The sequence below is a fragment of the Sorangium sp. So ce295 genome (genome assembly GCF_051527405.1).
GTDB lineage: Bacteria > Myxococcota_A > Polyangia > Polyangiales > Polyangiaceae > Sorangium > Sorangium cellulosum_B.
On the sequence record NZ_CP150324.1, the window covers coordinates 5,905,723 to 5,924,499 of the forward strand.

The following is an 18,777-nucleotide window of genomic DNA, read 5'->3' on the forward strand; positions in this document are numbered from 1 at the left end:
GTGATCGAGGTCGAGCCCAGCGGCGCGTCACGGCCCAGCGGCGCCGGATTGCAGCATGGCAATGCTGCGTTCGGCGAGACCACCATCGGCGATCGTTCATCTCTCGTCGAAGAAAGGCCACCATGTCTCTCCATCTTTCCAAGATTGCTCCCAAGCTTTCACTTCTCCTCGTCGCCTTCACCGCGAGCGGGCTCGGATGCCTTGCTTCCAGCTCGCCGGAGGAGCTCGAGGTGGATCAGAACGAATCCGCCGCGTGCGCAGACTTTCCGGAGTGGCAGAAGGATCAGCCGTATGCCGCGGGGGACATCGTGAATTACGAGGGGTCGGCCTACATCGCCAAGTACGACAATCCCGGCTACATCCCGACCGTCAGCACGTACTTCTGGGAGCCGTACTCCGGCTGCAGCGACAGCTCCGAGCCGACCGAGGGCTCCAGCTCCGAGCCGACCGAGGGCTCCAGCTCCGAGCCGACCGAGGGCTCCAGCTCCGAGCCGACCGAGGGCTCCAGCTCCGAGCCGACCGAGGGCTCGTGCAGCTATCCGCAATGGCAAAAGGATCAGCCGTATGTCGCGGGGGACATCGTGAATTACGAGGGGTCGGCCTACATCGCCAAGTACGACAATCCCGGCTACATCCCGACCGTCAGCACGTACTTCTGGGAGCCGTACTCCTGCGGCGGCAGCCCCGGCGACGACGGCAGGCCCCGCACGGCCCGTGGGCTCCCCGCAAAGGTCGTCGCTGGCTACTACCCCAACTGGACGGACGCGCCCGTCCGCATCCGGGACATCAACAGCAACTACAACGTGATCTATCTCTTTGCCGCGAAGCCCTTCGGAGGATCGCCCGGCACCACGGGCGCCGTCTACTGGGAGCCGCCGGGTGATGGCAAGGGAGCAGCGACGAACCTGAAGGACGACATCGAGTACGCACGGACGACCCAGGATCGCAGGATCATCCTCACCGTCGGCGGCGAAAAAAATGGTATGAGCTTCCCGACGCGCGCGAAGTCGGAGAAGTTCGTCAATAGCGTGATCGGGATCTACGACAGCCTGGGTGGGTTCGACGGCCTCGACTGGAACACCTTCGAGGCCGATCAGGCCCCCGACACCTCCGAGATGATCTGGATCAGCCAGGAGCTGAAGCGGCGCATCCCCGGCTTCGTCATCACCGCGCCTCCGGCCCCCTGGAACAGCCGCGACAAGACGTTTTGCAAGGAGATGGTGGACGCCGGCGCCATGGACTACGCGGCCCCGCAGTACTACGATGGCCCCGACCTCGCCGAGCAGTCTTACGTCGTGAACAGCGTGAACGAGTGGGTCTCGCTGCTCGGTCCGACGCACGTCGTCGTGGGGTTCGGGCTCGCGGACCGGCAATACTACATGTCGATCGACGAGGCGATCCCCACGTGGAATCAAGTCGAGAGCAACCACCCGGCGCTCCGCGGCGTGTTCGACTGGGAGATCCACGTCGACGAGAGCAAGGGGTGGCAGTTCGCCAACGGCGTGGGACCTCTCGTCACGGACTGAAGCGGGATCGCGTGGAGCGCGCGGCGATTCCGCCCGCCGATCGCGGACAGCGCGCGCTCCCCTCGATCGAAGGAGATCTGCGCCTATCGGTAGAAGGCGACATCGTCGATCCAGATGTCGAACGCCTGCTCCTTGTCGAAGAAGAACTCGATGGCCCAGAGCCGCTCCAGGGCGGGCGCCAGCAGCTGTTTACCGTAGGGCTCCTGCTTGAGGCACTCCACCGGGATCTTGAAGTGCTTCCAGTCGCTCTCCAGAAAGACGGGCTTGTGGAAGTGATTGTTGCATCCGTCCTCGGCCTCGTTGCAGATGCCCCCCAGGTGATAGGTCTGCTGATCGATGAACATCACCTTCATTTTCCTGGTGGAGCCCTCCTCGGCGCGGGCCCAGAACGTGAGGCCACGGTACTCGGTCGCGTCGTAGTAGGCCTCGTCGTCCAGATGGAAGCCGACGCCGGCTCCCCAGAGGATGAAGCCGTCATCGGCGCTCGTGTGCACGGCCCTGGCGCTGGCGCCGCGCGGAGGGTCGAGGGTGCTCACGAGGTCCGCGGGGTTCGCAGGATCCTGCCTTCCTTCCGGTGACTCGTCGTTGTCCTCGAACCAGAACCCTGCCCAAGGGTTCGCCCCGTTCCCTCCGGAGATCCGGGTATCTCCGTCTTCCATGTCGTCGATCATCGACAGGGCGAGGGTCTCCCCGGGCAGCACCGCGAGGATCTCGCATGGATCCCCCGCACCGCCGCCACTCCCGGCCGCTGAGCCCGCTGCGCCACCGCCTCCGGAGCTCTGGTCCTCGGGCTCGTAGATCTTGTCGAAGCCGAAGAGCTGCGCGCATCCGAGCCCGAGCAGCGCCATGGCACATCCGCCGGCGCACCGAACGAAAGCCAGCATCGTCTTCATTTTCATGTGAAATTTCGAGATGTTTTGGTCGCGGAGGATATCAGGGTGGCCGCCGAAATGGAATGATGCCCCCATCGAGTCATTCGGCTGTAACCGATCAGTCAGCGAGCGACCACCGGCCATTCCGCCGCGCGATGGCGCAGACCGACGGAGCGCGCCCTAGATCTTTACTGGAACACTGTAAAATACGCTTCGATCCGTCAGTTCCTGAGTGCAGGCGTCGCGTACGCTGGTGTATAAGTTCGCCTGCTGGTGGAACCCATGTCGCTGAGTCTGGACGACGGGATGCTGTTTGCTGGCAGGTACCGCGTGGTGCGCGGAATCGCCAGCGGCGCGATGGGCGCGGTCTACGAGGTTCTGCACATCGAGACGGAGCGCCGGCGGGCGCTCAAAGTGATGCACTCGCACCTCGCCGGCAACCCCGATTTCCAGGCCCGGTTCAAGCTGGAGGCGCGCGTCGCCGCGCGCATCGAGAGCGACCACATCGTGGAGGTGTTCGACGCCGGGATCGACGCCGAGACCGGCAAGCCGTTCCTCGTGATGGAGCTGCTCCGCGGCACGCTGCTCGACGAGCGCCTCCGCCACGCCGGGCGCCTGCCGCCGGAAGAGGCCGTCACCTTCCTGCGCCAGACCGCCATCGCCCTCGACAAGACACACGCCGCCGGGGTCGTCCACCGCGACCTCAAGCCTGCCAACCTCTTCCTGGCCGAGACCGACGACGGGGCGCCCCGGATCAAGGTGCTCGACTTCGGCATTGCCAAGCTCGTCGTCGAGACGGCGGCGGACTCGGCGGCGACCGCGGTCCTCGGCACGCCGCTCTACATGGCGCCCGAGCAATTCAGCGGCGAGTCGGTCTCGCGGGCTGCCGACATCTTCGCCCTCGGCATGATCGCGTACACGCTCCTCGTCGGCAAGGCGTACTGGTTGAACGACAGGCGGAAGTACGACAGTGCGCTCGCCTTCGCGACCCTCGCCGTGAACGGCCCGCAGGAGCTCGCGTCCACGCGCGCGGACGCCGAGGGGGTGAAGCTGCCTCCGGCCTTCGACGCGTGGTTCGCCAAGGTGACGGCCCGCGCCCCCGAGGCGCGCTTCGCCACCGCTTCGGCCGCGATCGAGGCGCTCGCCGAGGTCTTCGACCTGCCCGCCGCGCCGGTGCGATCATCGCGCCTGCTCCCCGCGGAGACGCCGAGTGGACATGCACCCCTGAGCTCCCGCTCCTTGTCGCTGCAGAGCGACGTCCAGCTCCCGACCGCGGCCGTGGTGACCGCGCTGCCCCCCACGAAGCAACGGAGCCGAGCCGCGATCACCGTCGCGGCGCTCGTCCTCCTCGGCGGCGGCGCCTTCGCCTTCGCCTCACTGAGCCGCGGCGCGCTCACCGCCGGCAGGAGCGCGGAGCCCGCGCAGACCGCGGGGGACGCGCGCTCGCCCGCCTCCGCGCCCCCTGAAGTCCATCCGACGCCGCCTCTCCCCGACGCCTCGGCGACAGCCACGGCGCCGGACGTCGCGACGCCCGCTCCCGAGGCCTCCGTGCCGCTGGGCAAGGGCAGCCGCGCGCTCGCCCCCGCGACGGGGGCGGCGAGCGCGCCGCCGCCGCCAGCGCTCGGCTCACGGCGCAGGCTCGCGCCAGCCCGGTCGGCCGCGGAGCCGAGCCCTGAGCTGCTGTACAAGCCGGACTGAGCACGATGGCAGGGCGGACACTCCTTTGCCAGGAGCGAGCGGGAACGATGGTATTTGGCGGCTCACGCATGCGCTTCTCCTGGTTCCGGTCCACCTGCCTTGGCGTGCTGGGCGTCGCCGTCGCCGCGCCGGCCAGCGCGCAGGCGCTCGCCGTCGCGGAGTCCCACTTCGACCGCGGGCGCGCCGACATGCTGGCTGGCCGGTACGAGACCGGCTGCCCTGCCCTCGCCGAAAGCCAGCGTCTCGATCCGCGCCCGGGGCGGCTATTCACGCTCGCCGAGTGCGAGGCCAAATGGGGGCGTATCGCGACCGCGGTCGCTCGCTACAACGACTATCTCGCGATGGTCGATCGCATGAGTGAGGCCGAGCGGGACAAGCAGTCGGCGCGACGCAAGATCGCGCTCGGGCAGCGCAGCGCGCTCGCGCCGCTCGTGCCGCAGCTCACGCTGTCGCTGCCTCCGGGCGCGCCGGCGGGGACGCGCGTGCAGTGCGACGGCATGACGCTGGAGCAACCCTCGCTCGGCGTCGCGCTCCCCGTCGATCCCGGAGAGCACGTCGTGACGACGCAGGCGCCGGGAGGGCCCGCGACCGAGACGCGATTCACGATCGACCGGTCGGAGTCGAAGGCGATCGTGCTCGAGGTGAAGCCCCCGGCGGGCGCCAAGCCGCCGCCCGCCAAACCGCCGGCGCCGGCGCCAGCGCCGGTGCCGGCTCAGGGGCCCAGCGGCCTGCGGGTGGTCACCTATGTGACGGGCGGGCTCGGCGTGGCCGGGCTGATCGTCGGATCGGTGACCGGGTGGATGGCGCTCGACGCGAGCGGCGTCGCGGCCGACAACTGCAGGGACGTGAGCCCCGACCGGGCGCGATGCAAGCCCGACGGGCTCGACGCTGGCAACCGCGCGAAGCAGCTTGGGCTGGTGAGCACGGTCGGCTTCGGCGCCGGCGTGGCGCTCGCAGGCGCGTCGGCGCTGCTCTTCCTGCTGGAGCCATCCCAGCGCCGCCAGCCGGCGCCCGAGGTGAGCTGGGAGCTGACGGCGGGCCAGGCCGGAGGCGGCGTCGTGGTGCGTGGCCGCTGGTGACGCGGCTCGCGCGCGCCGCTGCGGGCCCATGAGCCGGCGCAACGGTTCGGCCCCGTGGAGCAGTCCTGCCAGGGATCTGTCTCGCGAACCAAGAGAGATTTGACGCAAAGACGCCAAGAGCGCAAAGGCGCAAACCTGCACAAAGTTTGTTCGTTCTTGCGCCTTTGCACCTTTGTGCCTTTGCGTTGAATTCTCTCTCTGGATCCCCGGCCGGACTCCGCGTGGGTGGAACTGGCGCCTCTCACCAAGGTGAGCTCACGGCGCCCCTGGGGCGCTACCCCGCACGAACAAGCACGAGGGCGTCGGACAGGATCCACAGCCCGAGGCCAATCAAAACGAACGGCAGCGCCGCACGGCCGGAACGCCGGATGCGCGTGCCCAGGATCGGGTGGTTGACAAGGCGGTGCCCGAGCGCGCACCAGGCGCCGGTCATGACCGCGAACACGGCCGCATGAAGCGGGATGTGCGCAGGGGAGCTGGAGAACAGCGGGATATAAACGCCGAGGTTGTCCCCGCCGTTCGCGACGGTCACGCTCGCCACGGCGATCACCTTGAAGCGTGACGCGCTGCCATGGGGCTCGCGCGCGCTCTCCGCTGCGTCTGCTTCGTCCGCTCCGCTCGCCACGCCTGCTTCCCTGGCCCTGGAGCCCCGCCAGAGCGCCCAGAGGCCTCTCAGGCCGAGCGCCAGGGGAGCCAGGCCGAGCAGGCCGATCCATCCGTCCGGCACGCGGACCGCGAGCAGCGCACACGCGACGCTCGCGATCACGAGCGCCGCGTTGCCGAGGAACTGGCCGGCCACCACCTGAGCGGGGGTAAAGCCTGGATCCGCGAAGAAGGCCGAGAGAAGGAGGATGTCATCGATGTTCGTGGACACGAACACGACCACGCTCACCCCGAGAATCGGAAGGATCTGCTCCATGGCGCGCCCGCGGACGTACCACCCCCCGCGGCTCGCGTCTGCTCGGGGGGCGCCGGCGCCGCGGGCGCCGCTCCGAACCGGCCGACGCCGGAGCTCACCCGGGCCTGCCGGGGTAGACCGTAATCACCGGAGCGACGGCGCGTCTGCACAGGCGACAGGAGACGAGCCGCGAGCTCGTGTAAGGAGAAGCCATGGCGACGATTCCCCAGCCCGTGCAGCCGACCAGCGCGAAGGCCGCGCCCGCCGCGCAGGGCGCCCGGACGGAGCTTCCGGTGCAGGGCATGACCTGCGCGGCGTGCGTGCGCCGCGTCGAGAAGGCGCTGCGCGCGGCGCCCGGCGTCCAGGACGCGGCCGTGAACCTGGTGACCCGGCGCGCGACGATCACCTACGACGCGCAGGCGACAACGCCGGCCGCGCTCGCCAGCGCCATCGTGGAGGCGGGGTACGAGGTGCCCGAGGTGCCCCCGGCGGCCAGCGTCCCTGAAGCCGCGCCGATCGCCGGCCTTCCTGCAGCCCTGCAGGCCGACGGCGTCCCCGCAAGCCCGCCGAGCACCGGCGCCCGCGCGGACTCCACGGCGCCCGAGCGCCCGGCGGCGAGGGCGGACGCCCCACCGCAGCGCCCGCAGCCGAGCGCGGCCGAGCGCGCCGCCGCCATGGACGCGGCCGAACAGAAGGAGCAGCGGACGCTCCGGCGCGACGTCGCGATCGCCGCGCTGCTCACCGCGCCGCTGCTCGCCGTGGCCATGTCCCACGGCGCGATCCCGGCGCTCGAAGGCGCCTCCGCGCGCTGGCTCTCGCTCGCGCTCGCGACGATCGTGGTCTTCGGGCCGGGGCGCCGGTTCTTTCGCCTCGCCTGGAGCGCGCTCCGGCACCGCGCCGCGGACATGAACACCCTCGTGAGCCTCGGGACCGGCGCCGCCTGGCTCTACTCGACCGCCGCGGTCGCGGCCCCCGGCCTCTTCCCGCACGCCGAGCACGGCCACGCGCCGCCCGTCTACTTCGAGGCCGCGGCCGCGATCGTCACCTTCGTGCTGCTCGGCAAGCTCCTCGAGACGCGCGCGCGGAAGCGGCTCGCCGACGCGGTGCGCGGGCTCGTGGCGCTCCAGCCGAAGACCGCGCGGCGCGTCCGCGGCGACGCCGAGGACGAGGTGCCCGCCTCGTCGCTCGCCCCGGGCGACCTCGTGCGGGTGCGGCCCGGCGAGCGCATCGCGACCGACGGCGAGGTGGTCGACGGCGCGTCCGCGGTCGACGAGGCGATGCTCACCGGCGAGAGCATGCCCGTCGACAAGACGGCGGGCTCGGCCGTGCTCGGCGGGACGCTCAACCAGAGCGGCGCCCTCGTCTTCCGCGTCACGAAGACCGGCGCGGACACGGCGCTCGCGCGCATCGTCGAGGCCGTCGAGCAGGCGCAGGGGTCCCGCGCGCCGATCGCGCGCCTCGCCGACGTGGTGAGCGGCGTCTTCGTGCCCGTCGTCCTCGGCGTCGCGTCGCTCGCCTTCGCCGCGTGGATCGCGATCGACCCGACCGCCGCGGGGCTCGCCACGGCGGTCGAGCGGTTCGTCGCCGTGCTCGTGATCGCCTGTCCGTGCGCGCTCGGGCTGGCCACGCCGGCCGCCGTGGCCGTCGGGACAGGGCGCGGCGCGGAGCTCGGCGTCCTCGTCAAGGGCGGCGCGGCGCTCGAGGCGGCGAGCCGCGTCGACACGGTGCTGCTCGACAAGACCGGGACCCTGACCACGGGCCGGCCCGTGCTCACGGACGTCGTGGACCTCGCGGGCGACGGCGAGGCGGCGCTCCTCGGCCTCGTGGCGGCCGCCGAGCGCGAGAGCGAGCACCCGGTCGCGCGGGCGATCGTCGAGGGCGCCCGCGGCCGCGGGGTCGGCATGGCGCCGGCCTCGGCGTTCCGCGCGGAGATCGGCCACGGCATCGAGGCGCGGGTCTCGGGGCGCCTCGTGCGCATCGGGACCGCGGCGTGGCTCCAGCGGGCGGGCGTCGACCCGGCCGCGCTGGAGGCCGAGGCCGATCGCCTGGCCGCGCTGGGCCGCACGCCGTCGTTCGTGGCCGTCGATGGGCGGCTCGCGGGCCTCGTGGCGGTCGCCGATCGGCCCACCGAGGAGGCGCGCCGCGCCGTCGCGGCCATGGCCGAGCTCGGCGTCGAGGTGGCGATGGTGACCGGCGATCGGGCGGGCGCCGCGCGCGCCGTCGCCGACGAGCTCGGCATCCGCGCCGTGTTCGCGGAGGTGAGGCCCGAGGACAAGGCGAGGATCGTCCGCGAGCAGCGGGCCGCCGGCCGCAGGGTGGCCATGGTCGGCGACGGCATCAACGACGCGCCCGCGCTCGCCGGCGCGGACGTGGGGATCGCCGTGGGCACCGGCACGGACATCGCCGTCGCGTCCGCGGACGTGGCGCTGATCCGCGGCGGGATCGCGGGCTTGCCCGTCGCGCTCGGCCTCGCCCGCGCCACGCTGCGGACGATCCGGCAAAACCTGTTCTGGGCGTTCATCTACAACGTGATCGGCATCCCGATCGCGGCGGGCCTGCTCTACCCGTTCACCGGATGGCTCCTGTCGCCCGTCCTCGCGAGCGCGGCGATGTCGCTGTCGAGCGTGTCGGTGCTCACCAACTCCCTCCGCCTACGCGCGTTCGGTCGGCCGTAGACCGGCACACACGGGCGCGCTGGCGGATACAGCAAAAGCGGCGCGTTCCTGTCGCCTTTGCAGCCCGACGCGGTAAAGCAAGAAGCCGACGAGCAGCGCGCTCGTCGCGCTGTTATCCCGAGCAGCCGGCTCATCGCGCCAGCGGAGCGCTCGGCCCGGGCGCCAGCGCGTCGCTCCGCTTCACGCCCGCTCGCAGGGCGGCTACCCGGTGAGTGAATGATTGGAGCCGCAACTGCACCGAAGCGTTCAAAATACGGAGGATCCATGAGAGCTTATCGCCAGCAACTTGGCACAGCCATTGCCTTTGCCCTGTCCCTCTCGGCCCACGCCGCCGATGCCGCCGTCACCGTCGGGCTCATCGAGCCGACCAATGCGATCATCGAGAGCAGCACGATCCCGGTGCACGCAACGGCGTCGTCCCCCGAGGACATCTACTATGTCGAGGCGGAGTTCGAAGGGCTCACCATCGAGCTCGCGCCGACGGAAGGGGGTCATTTCCAGGGAGCGTTCGACCTCGGCGAGCTGGCGGGCGAGCTCGCCTATGGGCCCCACGTCGTGACGGTCCACGCGTACAGCACGCTTGGCGAGGTGGCGAGCGCGCAGGGCACCGTGCACCGGTACGCGCCGCCGACGCTCGGATGGAACGTGGTCACGCACGACACCCTCACCGACGGCTGGCGCTTCGCCGCGAAGTGCATCCCGACGCCGCCGTACGCGTGCAAGAGCCTCCGGGCGAGGTTCCAGACCGACAACGGAAGCTACGAGCTCCTCGCCGAGCCGGGGTTTCCCGTCCCGCAGCCTGTGCCGGGGCGCCTCTACGTCATGGAGGGGATGTACGACGGCCGCATGATCCCGTCGGGTAGGACGTACACGCTCACGATCGAGGTGGACGACTACATCGGGCCCACCATCACGAGGACCATCGGCCCCATCTACGTCGACAGGAGCCCGAGGCTCACCGCCGTCCAGCGCGCGCCCGGCACGATCCTCGATTTCGACGCCGCGCGGATCCTCTTCCGGGACCTCTACCAGCGCCTCGGGATCTTCGACCGCGCCACGCAGCAGGTGACCTGGGTCGCGACCATCCCTCGAGGAGATCTGCCGTTCAGCGAGGTCTACGGGGCGCTCACGCCGTCCGGGTCCGTACACCAGTCGACGACGGGCCACATCCTCGCCTGGGTCAACGGCGCCCGGCGCACCATCACGAGCGCGGCGCGCCTCGACGCGGTGAACGGCGACAACATCGTGTGGACGACGAACAGCGACGACTGGGCCGTCGCGACCTCGCTGTCGGCGGGGACGAGCAGGACCCTCTGGCGCATCGACGGGAGCAGGTCGCCGTTCCAGGCCGACATCACGCCTTCCGGCGGCGTCTATTTCGGCACCTACGAGGATTCCGCCATCGTCGGGCCGAGCGGGGTGCGCCTCGGCGATCACGAGGGCAACCTGCAGCGGCCGATCACCGACGGGACGAACGTCGCCGGCCGGTGGTGGGACGGCATGACGAGCTCGAGCTACCTGTACACGGCGGAGGGAGAGGAGGTGTTCCTGGGCGACTCGATCACCGGCACCTCGGCCGGGCTGCTGGTTCACGCGGGCCACGCCGCCTTCCTGAGGAGCGACGGCGCCGTCAACCAGGTCTGGCTGCGGACCCCCGACGGCGAGCAGCATCAGATCAGCGATTTCACGACGTCGAGCCAGTTCGATCAGGTGAAGCTCCGGGTCGGCCATGACGGCATCAGCGACACCGGCGAGGTCCTCTTCCTGAACGGCGGCAAGCGCTATCTGGGCCGGGCGGGGGGCGCGCCCGAGACCATCGGCTCGTCTCTCGGGCACGGTCGCTGGCTCGACGGGAGCTGGTATGTGACCATCGGCAACACGATCTTCCAGGTCTCGAGCCCGCAGGGCGCCGTCGCGCAGCTCGCCGCGCCGGGGAGCGCGGAGTTCGCGCCGGAAGAGGGCCTGGGCGGCGAGCGAGAGGTGCTGTCTACCTCGTTCGCCGTGGACGAGGTGCTCGATGAGCCGATGTGGGCTCGGGATCTGCACGAGCCCGACGCGCTGCCGGCGTCGGCCGACGCGGACACGGACGGCGGCTTCGCGCCGGCCGCGGCCGGGTGCAGCGCCTCTGGCCCGGCGGGCTCCGCGGGCAGCGCCGCCGCGCTCGCGGCGGCGGTCGCGGGCCTCGTGCTCGGGCGGCGGCGGCGCGCGCGGTCGTAGCGGCGCCGCGAGCCTCCCTTCCGGCCCGGTCGACCTCGATCAGGCCGGGCCGCCGCGCTCAGCGGCGCCGGCCTCGCAGCGGCCCTGCCCTCGCGGGCGCCCCGCCCGTCATCCACCCATCACTCGGCGACGACGATCTGCCATCGCTGCTCCTCGCCGCTGCCGCCCGCCCGCTGCTCGATCGCGGCGGCGTCCGCTGTGGAGCCCTGGTAGACCCCGATCAGCTTGCCGCTCTTCTTGTTCCTGATCTGGAAATCACCGCCGCCCAGATCGATGAACAGCCACGCCTGGTTGTCGCCGTCGTGGTTCTCCCATTGCACCAGCGCGACCCCGTCGCTCGTCGACTCGTCAGGGACATCGAGCACCTTGCCGCTCTTGACGTTGGTCAACCGGAAGTAGCCTGATCCATTGTAGTTGAAGCTCCACTTCTGGCTGTCTCCTCCCCTGTCCGCGTTCTGGACGACGTCCGCCCCGTCCTCGCCCGACGCGCCGGCGACATCCATCACCTTGCCGCTCTTCTTGTTGACGAGCTTGAAATTGTTCGTCGCTCCGGCGACGGCGCCCGCCGACGTGTCGATGGTCAGCGTGTTGTTCCAGCGCATGCTCATGGTGGTGTCCGACGGGAAGGAGATCGGCTGCCAGACGTACGTCGAGTTGTTGACCGGTCCGCTCCAGGCCCCTGCCCACCGGTCTCCCATGTACAGGTAGGCCGTCCCGGCGCTGCCCTGGACCGGGAGCACGTAGGTCGACTGGGAGTGGTAGGTCGTGCCGTCACCGACGTTGGTCATCGCCGACCAGCCCCTGTCGAGAGCGCGGGACGTCGCGTATTTCGCCTGGTTGGGCGACCAGCCCGTGGCGCCTGAGGTCAGCAGGAAATAGGTCCCGTTCCGCTTGAACAGCGCCGGCGCCTCCCGGTGCCCGCCGGGGAAGAGCGTGGCGGAGAGGCGGGCGATGGACAGGTAGTCGGGGGCCAGCTCGTAGAGGTTGAGATCGTAGTTCTCGTTCGTGGCGGAGATGAAATAGCCCTTGGCGTCGTCGTCGACGAAGAGCCCGCAGTCGCGGGACATGTACCCGGGCTTGCCGTGATCGGTCACCCCGCTGCCGGCGAGCGGCCGGAAGCTGCCGTGATACGTGTAGTCGCCGTCCACGGTGCTCGAGCTCGCGACCGCGGCGCGGGCCTCGCCGTAGTTCACCCCGTTCTCCCAGTGCATCCACATCACGAATCTATTCGTGGACGCGTTGTAGACCACCTTCGGGCGCTCGATGTTGGCCGGATCGAGGTCCTTGTCCGAGTCCATCGTCAAGACATGGTTCCTGAACTCCCAGCGCCGCAGATCGGTCGAGCGGTAGCAGGAGACGGCATAGAACGTCCCGTCCGGGTTCCGGTTCTCCCCGAACCAGTAGTAATGGTCGCCCACCCGGATCACCCCTCCCCCGTGCGCCTGGATGGGTTTGCCCGAGGTGTCGGCCCACTGGATCCCGTTGACCAGGGGGCCGACCGCCGGCGGCAGCTCCGGTCCCCCACCCTCGCCAGGCGCCCCGCCGCCGCCGGACGACGAGCCGACAGATGCGCCGGAGGTGCCGGGCGCCCCGCCCGCCGAAACGCTCGAGGTGACGGGCGCCCCGCCGCCGCCGGACGACGAGCCGACCGACGCGCCGGGCGCCCCGCCGCCACCGGACGACGAGCCGACCGACGCGCCGACCCCGGAAGCGCCGCCGCCCTCCGATGAGCCCTGAGGGGGCGCTTCGGAGCCGAAAGCGCAGGAGGCGACGCCGAGCCCCACGACCAGCAGGCCCATCACCGGAGACGAGGAACCGAGACGCATGACGCCCTCCAGAAAGAGCGAGATCTCGGTGCCTTCAACCGGACGAGTCAAGTCCTTCTCACGCACAGCGGCCTGGGTGATTTGATCCGCTCCCGTGCGATCTGCCAGCCTGTGCGCCGCGGAGATCGCGGCAGCGCGCTCGTGGCCCGATCAGGCCCGCGCCGCGGGGATCACCGCCGCTCCGCGCGGGGCGGCGATCTTGTACCTGTCGCGGGCCCAGGCGGCGATGCCGGCGACCTGCCGCTCGACGGGGGTCGCCGACCAGCCGAAGGCCTCGCGGAAGCGCGTATCGTCGATGACATAGGGCACGTCCCACTGGTACGCCATCTCGGCCGCCTCCCGCAGGAAGGGCGAGAACAGGCCCACCGCGCGCAGCAGGAGGCGCGGGAGTCGCGCCACCTCGACCTCGACGCCAAGGGCGCGCCCGAGGCGCTGCGCGAGCGCCCGCGTGCTCTCGGCAGGCGCCGTCGGCAGGTGCCAGACATGGCCCATGGCGTCCTCCCGCTCGCCCAGCGTCACGAGGCCCCGCGCCACGTCCTCCACGTAGGTATACGAGTGAGGCATCTCGGGATCACCCATGCACTCCACGGCTTTTCCGGCGAGCGCGCGCGCGTAGATTCGGTCGCCCCAGGCAGACAGCGGCACGTCGGCGCCGAAGAAGTCGCTGGCGCGCCCGATGGCCACGCGCACGTCGCCGCGGCGCTGGGCCGCGAGGCGCAGCTCCTCGAGCTCGACGCGCAGCGCGCCCTTCTTGCTGCAAGGGCGGCGCGGCGAGTCCTCCCGCATGGCCCCGTCGGGCACGCCGTACATGTACAGGCAGTCGAGGGCCACGAGCTTGGCGCCCGCCTTGCTCGCGCCATGCACCGCGCCGCGCGCGATGGGCAGGAGCTGCGTGGCCCAGAGGTGGTAGGGCGGGTTCATGCAATCGTAGACCACGCTGGCTCCGCGCGTGGCCTCCTCGGCAAAGGCGAGATCGGTGATGTCGCCGCACACCGACGTGAGCCCCGGCCGCTCCGGAGCGCGGCGGGTGCGCTGCACCAGGCGCACACGATGGCCCTGCGCCAGCAAGAGAGCGGCGACCCGCGGGCCGATCTGGCCGGCGCCGAGCACCACGTGGAGGCGAGGCGAGGAGTTCGGGACAAGCGGTGCGTTGTTCATGGGGGCCAGGATGAGTCTTGCAATCACGCAAGACAAAGCCCAGAAACGCAACATATACCGGCAAAAATGCAAGACCTGCGCGGGCCATGTGCCGCGCGTCGCACATCGCGCGTCGCGCGGGACCCGGGCTTCGGGGAGCTCGTGTCCGCCGGGCCGGGCTCGGCTAGCTCCGCGCGTCGAAAATCCCTACCGTTCACGACGGTTCGCCGCCGCAAATTCGTCCTTGGGCGACGACGTACTAGCCTTGCCAGCGTGGATCCGTCCGACCCCGTGGCCCGGTACCTGCCAACCCTCGGGCGTGCCCGCGCCGAGGGGCTCGCGCTGCCGCCCGGCGCGCCGGCCGAGGAGCGCCGCGTGGCAGCGCTGGTGGTGCTCGCGTCGATCGTGCGCCGTGAAGGCTGGACCGAGGTCGTCGACCTCAGCGTGGAGGACGCGCTGCAGATCGCGCCGGGAGAGCCGCCGCTCCCCGAGGCCTTCGAGGCGCGTGCCCACCGGCGCCTGGTCGAGCATCTCGGCCTCCGGCCCTGCGCCGCGTGCGCCGGCGCCAGCGCGAGCCCCGTCGTCTGCGCGTCCTGCATGGGCGACGGCCATCTGCGGCGGGCGCGCATCCGCCACGTGCAGGACCGCCCGATCGAGGTGCGTGAGCTCTACGCGCCGCGCGAGATGTCCTTCGTGCCGGCGCTGTTCTCGTTCGACAGCGCCCTGAAGCGCGCGCTGGGCGCCGCGGATCCCCCCGAGCCGCTGCGCTGCCTCGACCTCCGCCCCCGGGCGGTGCGCACCGCCTACCGAGGCGGCGGCGACCGGGCGGTCGAGCCGGATTTTCATGGCCACCATTTTGCCGGCACGATCGAGAGCGCGGTGGCCACGCTCGGCGCGTTCGCCGCGGGCGGCCGGATCGTGGCGCAGGCAGTGCGCGCCTACGCGTGGCCTCTGCTCTGGCTGCGCTACGACCCCGGCGAGCCTGCGCGCGAGGTGGTCGTCTTCCCCGATCTCACCGGCGCGCTCCAGGCCTTCTCGGGCGCCTGCCCGGGCGCGCTCGGCGGCCCGTGACGACACGGATCCTGCGCGCGCCTCAGCACCGGATCACCACCTGCTGCTGAGACAGCAACGGAGCCGCCCACCACCCGGTTCCGCGCCGTGACGGCCGGGCAATGAACGCCGCCTGACGCTCCCCGCGCCCGCGCTCTCCCGCGCGCAGGACGAAGGCTAGAAGTCCGGCCATCCATCCATTGATGGCCGGACTTCTGGTGGGCGGGACTCAGGTGAGCGACGGAAGCGCGCCGGTGCTGTAATTCGGGTCGCCGAACGTCTTGTCGTCGGTCCCCATCGCGTTCGCGATCGTGACGAGAAGATCGTTGTGCTGGCGGGCAGAGCCGCCGTTCGCCAGATAGTCCACGAAGCGGCCGGTCTTGAAGACCCCGCCCCCGCTGCCGGCGAGCAAGAACGGGATGTTCGTGAGCGCGTGCTGCCTCGACTCGCCGATCTCGGTGACCCACAGGACGACGGTGTTGTCGAGGAGCGTGCGATCCCCTTCCGCGTACGAGTCGAGCTTCCCGAGCAGGTAGGCGAGCTGCTCCGCGAACCACGTGTGGATCTTCATGTACTTCTCGTCACCCGCCGCGTTCCACTCGTGGGAGATGGCATGGTGATTCTGCGTGAGACCGAGGAACGGGTAAAGGTGCTCGCTCTCGGCGTACGACCACTGGATCGTGGCGACCCGCGTGAGGTCGCACGCGAGCGCCGCGGCCATCATGTCCATCTGGAGCTTGCCGATGGCGGGCATGTTGTCGTCCTTCGAGAGGTCGATGCGGTCGCCCAGCGCCGGGGCCTGGCAGCTGCCCGTGGTCGGGGTGCCGCCGCCGCCGTTCGAAGAGCCGCCGCCGGCCAGGCGCGCCTCGATGTCCCGGATCGACTGCAGGTGCGAGTCGAGCTTGATGCGATCTTCCTTGCCGATGCGAGGCCGCACGTCGGCGATGTCCTCGCGGAGGAGATCGAACACGGTCCGCCGCTGCGCGCGGAGCCGATCCAGCGCGGTAGCGCCGCCCGGGTCCTGGCCCGGGTCGGGCACCGTGGCACCGAAGAGCTGCTGGAACGTGTCGTAAGGGTCCTCGCGGGGGGGGATGGGCTGGTCCGGCCCGGCGTAGCTGAGCCGACCGCGCACCTCCGCGTCACGGACCTGGACGCCGAGCTCCAGGGTCTTGAACAGCGTGCTCGGCTGAAGCTTGTTCGCGATGTGCTGATCGAGCGAGATCCCCGACGACCAGCCGGCGTTGGTGGACATGAAGCTCTTGAAGTTGCCCTTGAGCAGCGCCCGCCCCGTCAGCAGCCCCCCGATGCCCCGAGCGTGCTCGGAGCCGATGTTCGAGTTGACAACGACGTTCATGTTGACGCCGCGCATCGGGATAATCTTCGACTTGAACGGCGAGAGCGGCTGGAGCAGCGGGCTCAGCGTGAAGTTGTTCTCGGTGCCCGTGGGCATCCATTTCGACTCCATGGTGCCGTTCGGCGTGTAGAACACCACGAAGCGCTTGGGCGCCGTGGTCTCTTGCCCGCGGGCCAGCTCGGAGCTCAGCAGCGGGATCGTCGCCGTCGCCGCCAGCGCGCCCTGGAGCATCCGCCGTCGAGAGATCATTCGCGGTTTCATGTCACTCCTCCTCTGCGATCGCGCTGCGGTACAGGAACGCGTCGGTCTGCGTCGTCGCCACGATGAGCTCCACGAGATCCCCCTCGGAGCCGTGGAACCCTGCGCGCAGCCCGTCGAGCGAGCACTCGTCGTCGATGTTCTCGAAGCGCCCCGCCGTGTAGCGGAACCATTGCGTCGCGAGGCACTCGCGGACCTGCGCGCTCCCGGCGAGCTTCTCCGCCAGCTGGCGGACGCCGACGAACGGGCCGTCCATGTCATCGGACAGGACCATCTCCCCGGAGACGTCGATGACCTGCCCGCCCTCCTCGGTGCGGTACGCGCCCACGGCGTCGAAGTTCTCGAACGCGAAGCCGATCGGATCCATCAGCTGATGGCAGCCGGCGCACCTGGCATTGGAGGCGTGCTGGTTGAACCGTTCACGCGCTGTGACGCCCTCCTCGCCGGTGGGCGGCGTGAGGTCGACGTCGTCAGGAGGAGGCGGCGGGTCCTGGCACATGAACTTCGAACGGATGGCCTTGCCGCGCAGCACCGGAGAGGTCTGATCGGGGTGCGCGTGGACGGCCAGGAACGCGGGCTGCGTGAGCACCCCCGAGCGCTGGTCCGGCGGCAGCTCCACGAGCTGGGGTGTGGTCGAGCCGGGCGGGACCGTCACGCCGTAGAGCTCGGCGACGGACTCGGTGGCAAAGCCGACGGGCAGCGTGAGCAGGCTCGAGAGCTTGTGGTCCCCGGACCACAGCACGTGCTCGACGAACGCGGGAGTCTCGGCGCGGATCCCCGCGACGAGCTCGTCGTCGTACCCGGGGAACTGGCTCTCCTCCTTGACGATGGTCTCGAGCTTCCCGAGGTTGAGCCATTGCTTGTAGAACTCCGTGACGGCCCGGCGCGCCCGCGGGTGCTCCAGCATCTGGCGGGTCCGCTCGGCGAGCTGCTCGCGGGTATCGAGCAGGCCCGCCTCGGCGGCATCGAGCAGCTCGTCGTCGGGGCCCGACGCCCAGACGAGGTACGACAGGCGCGACGCCATCTCGTACGGGTCGAGGCGCACCCGCGACGAGGAGGCATCGAGATCGTGACGCAGCTCCAGGCGGAACAGGAACTTCGGCGATTGCAGCGCGGCCCGGAGGACGACCTCGATGCCCTCACGGAACGACCCGTCCGTGCGTCCCGCGGCGTAGGCGCGCATCAGCCGGTCGACCTCCGACGCCTCGAGCGGTCGACGGTACGCGCGACGGCCGAAGTCCTGGACGAATTGCCGCGCGCACGCCTCCTCCTGGGCGACTTGCCCCTCGACCGCGGCCGGATCACACGGCACGAGCTTCGACAGATCGCCCCCGACGGCCTCCGTCGCGAGCGCCTCGGCAGCGAGGAGGTACTTCTCCGCGTGCAGCGCAGACACGGTCAGCACCGTCGCGTTGTTGTTGAAGCCGCCGGCGATCTCATCCGGGGGGAATTGATCGGCAGGGGTGAGGGACGTTCCGAGGAGATCTCGGACCGTGTTGTTGTATTCGAAGCGCGTCAAACGCCGCTGTGGTGCGAGGATCCGCTCGGCGCCGCACACCGGAGGATCGCCTCCTTGTCCGGACGTCGAGCCGTCCTCCCCGGAGCCGGAGCCGGTGTCCGCCGCTCCGATCTGCCCGTTGCCGCACCCGGCCGCGGCCGTCAGCGCGAGCGTCGCCAGGAGCGCGTGACCGGCTCGCCAGCGACGATATCCCAAGTCAGCCATACCGTGACCTCCTACCGTCGGTCACAACCTACGGTGAAGCCTCGCCAGACGTCAAGCGTTGCTCCCAGCAATCCACAGAGCAAGACGCCCACGTTCAATGGCCGGACAGCGGTCAACAACGGACCATCCGCCGGCGAAGTCTGATACTGCCCGAAGACTCCACTCCCGTCATATTATGGATCGACTGCCGTCACTTGACGCGGCACGCGCCGCGTCAGCCCAGCAGAACCGGGCAAAATGAGGCCTGGGCAGCGAGGCGAGAGCGCGACTCCGTCGCACCTCTCCAGGCCACCCGCGCCGCGCACACGAGTAGTCATTGGAAGAATTCCCGCACCGGCGCGTATTGATCACGAACCGCCGAAAGCTCTCCAATTTTTACCAGCGGCGTCACGCGCGCCGCGCGCCTCGAGGCGTCACGGCGCGGGGGACATCGCAGATCCCCTGGGCGCCTCGTGCCCGTCGAC

The 18,777-nt window shown here is 70.4% G+C and carries 12 protein-coding genes; 6 read left to right on the forward strand and 6 right to left on the reverse strand.

The window, feature by feature from the left end:
* The first annotated feature begins 122 nt into the window (after nt 1-122).
* The gene (locus tag WMF11_RS22285) at nt 123-1,526 is read left to right on the forward strand and encodes a glycosyl hydrolase family 18 protein (RefSeq protein ID WP_437978828.1); all 1,404 of its coding nucleotides are present in this window, start codon (nt 123-125) and stop codon (nt 1,524-1,526) included.
* Between the two features lie 83 nt (nt 1,527-1,609).
* On the opposite strand, the gene WMF11_RS22290 is transcribed toward WMF11_RS22285, so the two are convergent.
* Nucleotides 1,610-2,410 carry a hypothetical protein gene (locus WMF11_RS22290; protein WP_437978829.1) on the reverse strand — a complete coding sequence of 267 codons (801 nt, stop codon included), beginning with the start codon at nt 2,408-2,410 and terminating at the stop codon, nt 1,610-1,612.
* A gap of 270 nt (nt 2,411-2,680) precedes the next feature.
* Here WMF11_RS22290 and WMF11_RS22295 point away from each other — a divergent pair, with 270 nt between their 5' ends.
* On the forward strand, nt 2,681-4,096 hold the full coding sequence (locus WMF11_RS22295) for a protein kinase domain-containing protein (protein WP_437910509.1): 1,416 nt from the start codon (nt 2,681-2,683) through the stop codon (nt 4,094-4,096).
* 68 nt (nt 4,097-4,164) lie between these two features.
* Entirely contained in the window at nt 4,165-5,175 is a 1,011-nt protein-coding gene (locus tag WMF11_RS22300) for a hypothetical protein (RefSeq protein WP_437978830.1), read from the forward strand.
* 274 nt (nt 5,176-5,449) lie between these two features.
* Here WMF11_RS22300 and WMF11_RS22305 read toward each other — a convergent pair whose 3' ends face one another.
* Nucleotides 5,450-6,094, reverse strand: a complete 645-nt coding sequence (locus WMF11_RS22305; protein ID WP_437910511.1) for a cadmium resistance transporter — start codon at nt 6,092-6,094, stop codon at nt 5,450-5,452.
* A 191-nt stretch (nt 6,095-6,285) separates the two neighbouring features.
* Here WMF11_RS22305 and WMF11_RS22310 point away from each other — a divergent pair, with 191 nt between their 5' ends.
* Together WMF11_RS22310 and WMF11_RS22315 are read left to right on the forward strand one after the other, a co-directional pair.
* Nucleotides 6,286-8,748 carry a heavy metal translocating P-type ATPase gene (locus tag WMF11_RS22310; RefSeq protein WP_437978831.1) on the forward strand — a complete coding sequence of 821 codons (2,463 nt, stop codon included), beginning with the start codon at nt 6,286-6,288 and terminating at the stop codon, nt 8,746-8,748.
* Nucleotides 8,749-9,012: 264 nt separating this feature from the next.
* Nucleotides 9,013-10,965: an MYXO-CTERM sorting domain-containing protein gene (locus tag WMF11_RS22315; protein ID WP_437978832.1), complete on the forward strand. Its 1,953-nt coding sequence runs from the start codon at nt 9,013-9,015 to the stop codon at nt 10,963-10,965.
* 119 nt (nt 10,966-11,084) lie between these two features.
* Here the strand turns inward: WMF11_RS22315 and WMF11_RS22320 are convergent, their stop codons facing one another.
* Entirely contained in the window at nt 11,085-12,791 is a 1,707-nt protein-coding gene (locus tag WMF11_RS22320) for an RICIN domain-containing protein (protein WP_437978833.1), read from the reverse strand.
* A gap of 150 nt (nt 12,792-12,941) precedes the next feature.
* The gene (locus tag WMF11_RS22325; RefSeq protein ID WP_437978834.1) at nt 12,942-13,949 is read right to left on the reverse strand and encodes an NAD-dependent epimerase/dehydratase family protein; all 1,008 of its coding nucleotides are present in this window, start codon (nt 13,947-13,949) and stop codon (nt 12,942-12,944) included.
* Between the two features lie 252 nt (nt 13,950-14,201).
* On the opposite strand from WMF11_RS22325, the gene WMF11_RS22330 reads away from it, so the two are divergent.
* Nucleotides 14,202-14,999, forward strand: coding sequence for a hypothetical protein (locus WMF11_RS22330; protein ID WP_437978835.1), 798 nt, complete (start codon nt 14,202-14,204; stop codon nt 14,997-14,999).
* A gap of 208 nt (nt 15,000-15,207) precedes the next feature.
* Here WMF11_RS22330 and WMF11_RS22335 read toward each other — a convergent pair whose 3' ends face one another.
* Together WMF11_RS22335 and WMF11_RS22340 are read right to left on the reverse strand one after the other, a co-directional pair.
* Nucleotides 15,208-16,593 (reverse strand): DUF1552 domain-containing protein, encoded by a 1,386-nt coding sequence (locus WMF11_RS22335; RefSeq protein WP_437978836.1) that lies wholly within the window; start codon nt 16,591-16,593, stop codon nt 15,208-15,210.
* Between the two features lies 1 nt (nt 16,594).
* A complete protein-coding gene (locus WMF11_RS22340) occupies nt 16,595-18,313 on the reverse strand; it encodes a DUF1592 domain-containing protein (RefSeq protein ID WP_437978837.1) in 1,719 nt (572 codons plus the stop codon).
* Nucleotides 18,314-18,777: the final 464 nt, after the last annotated feature.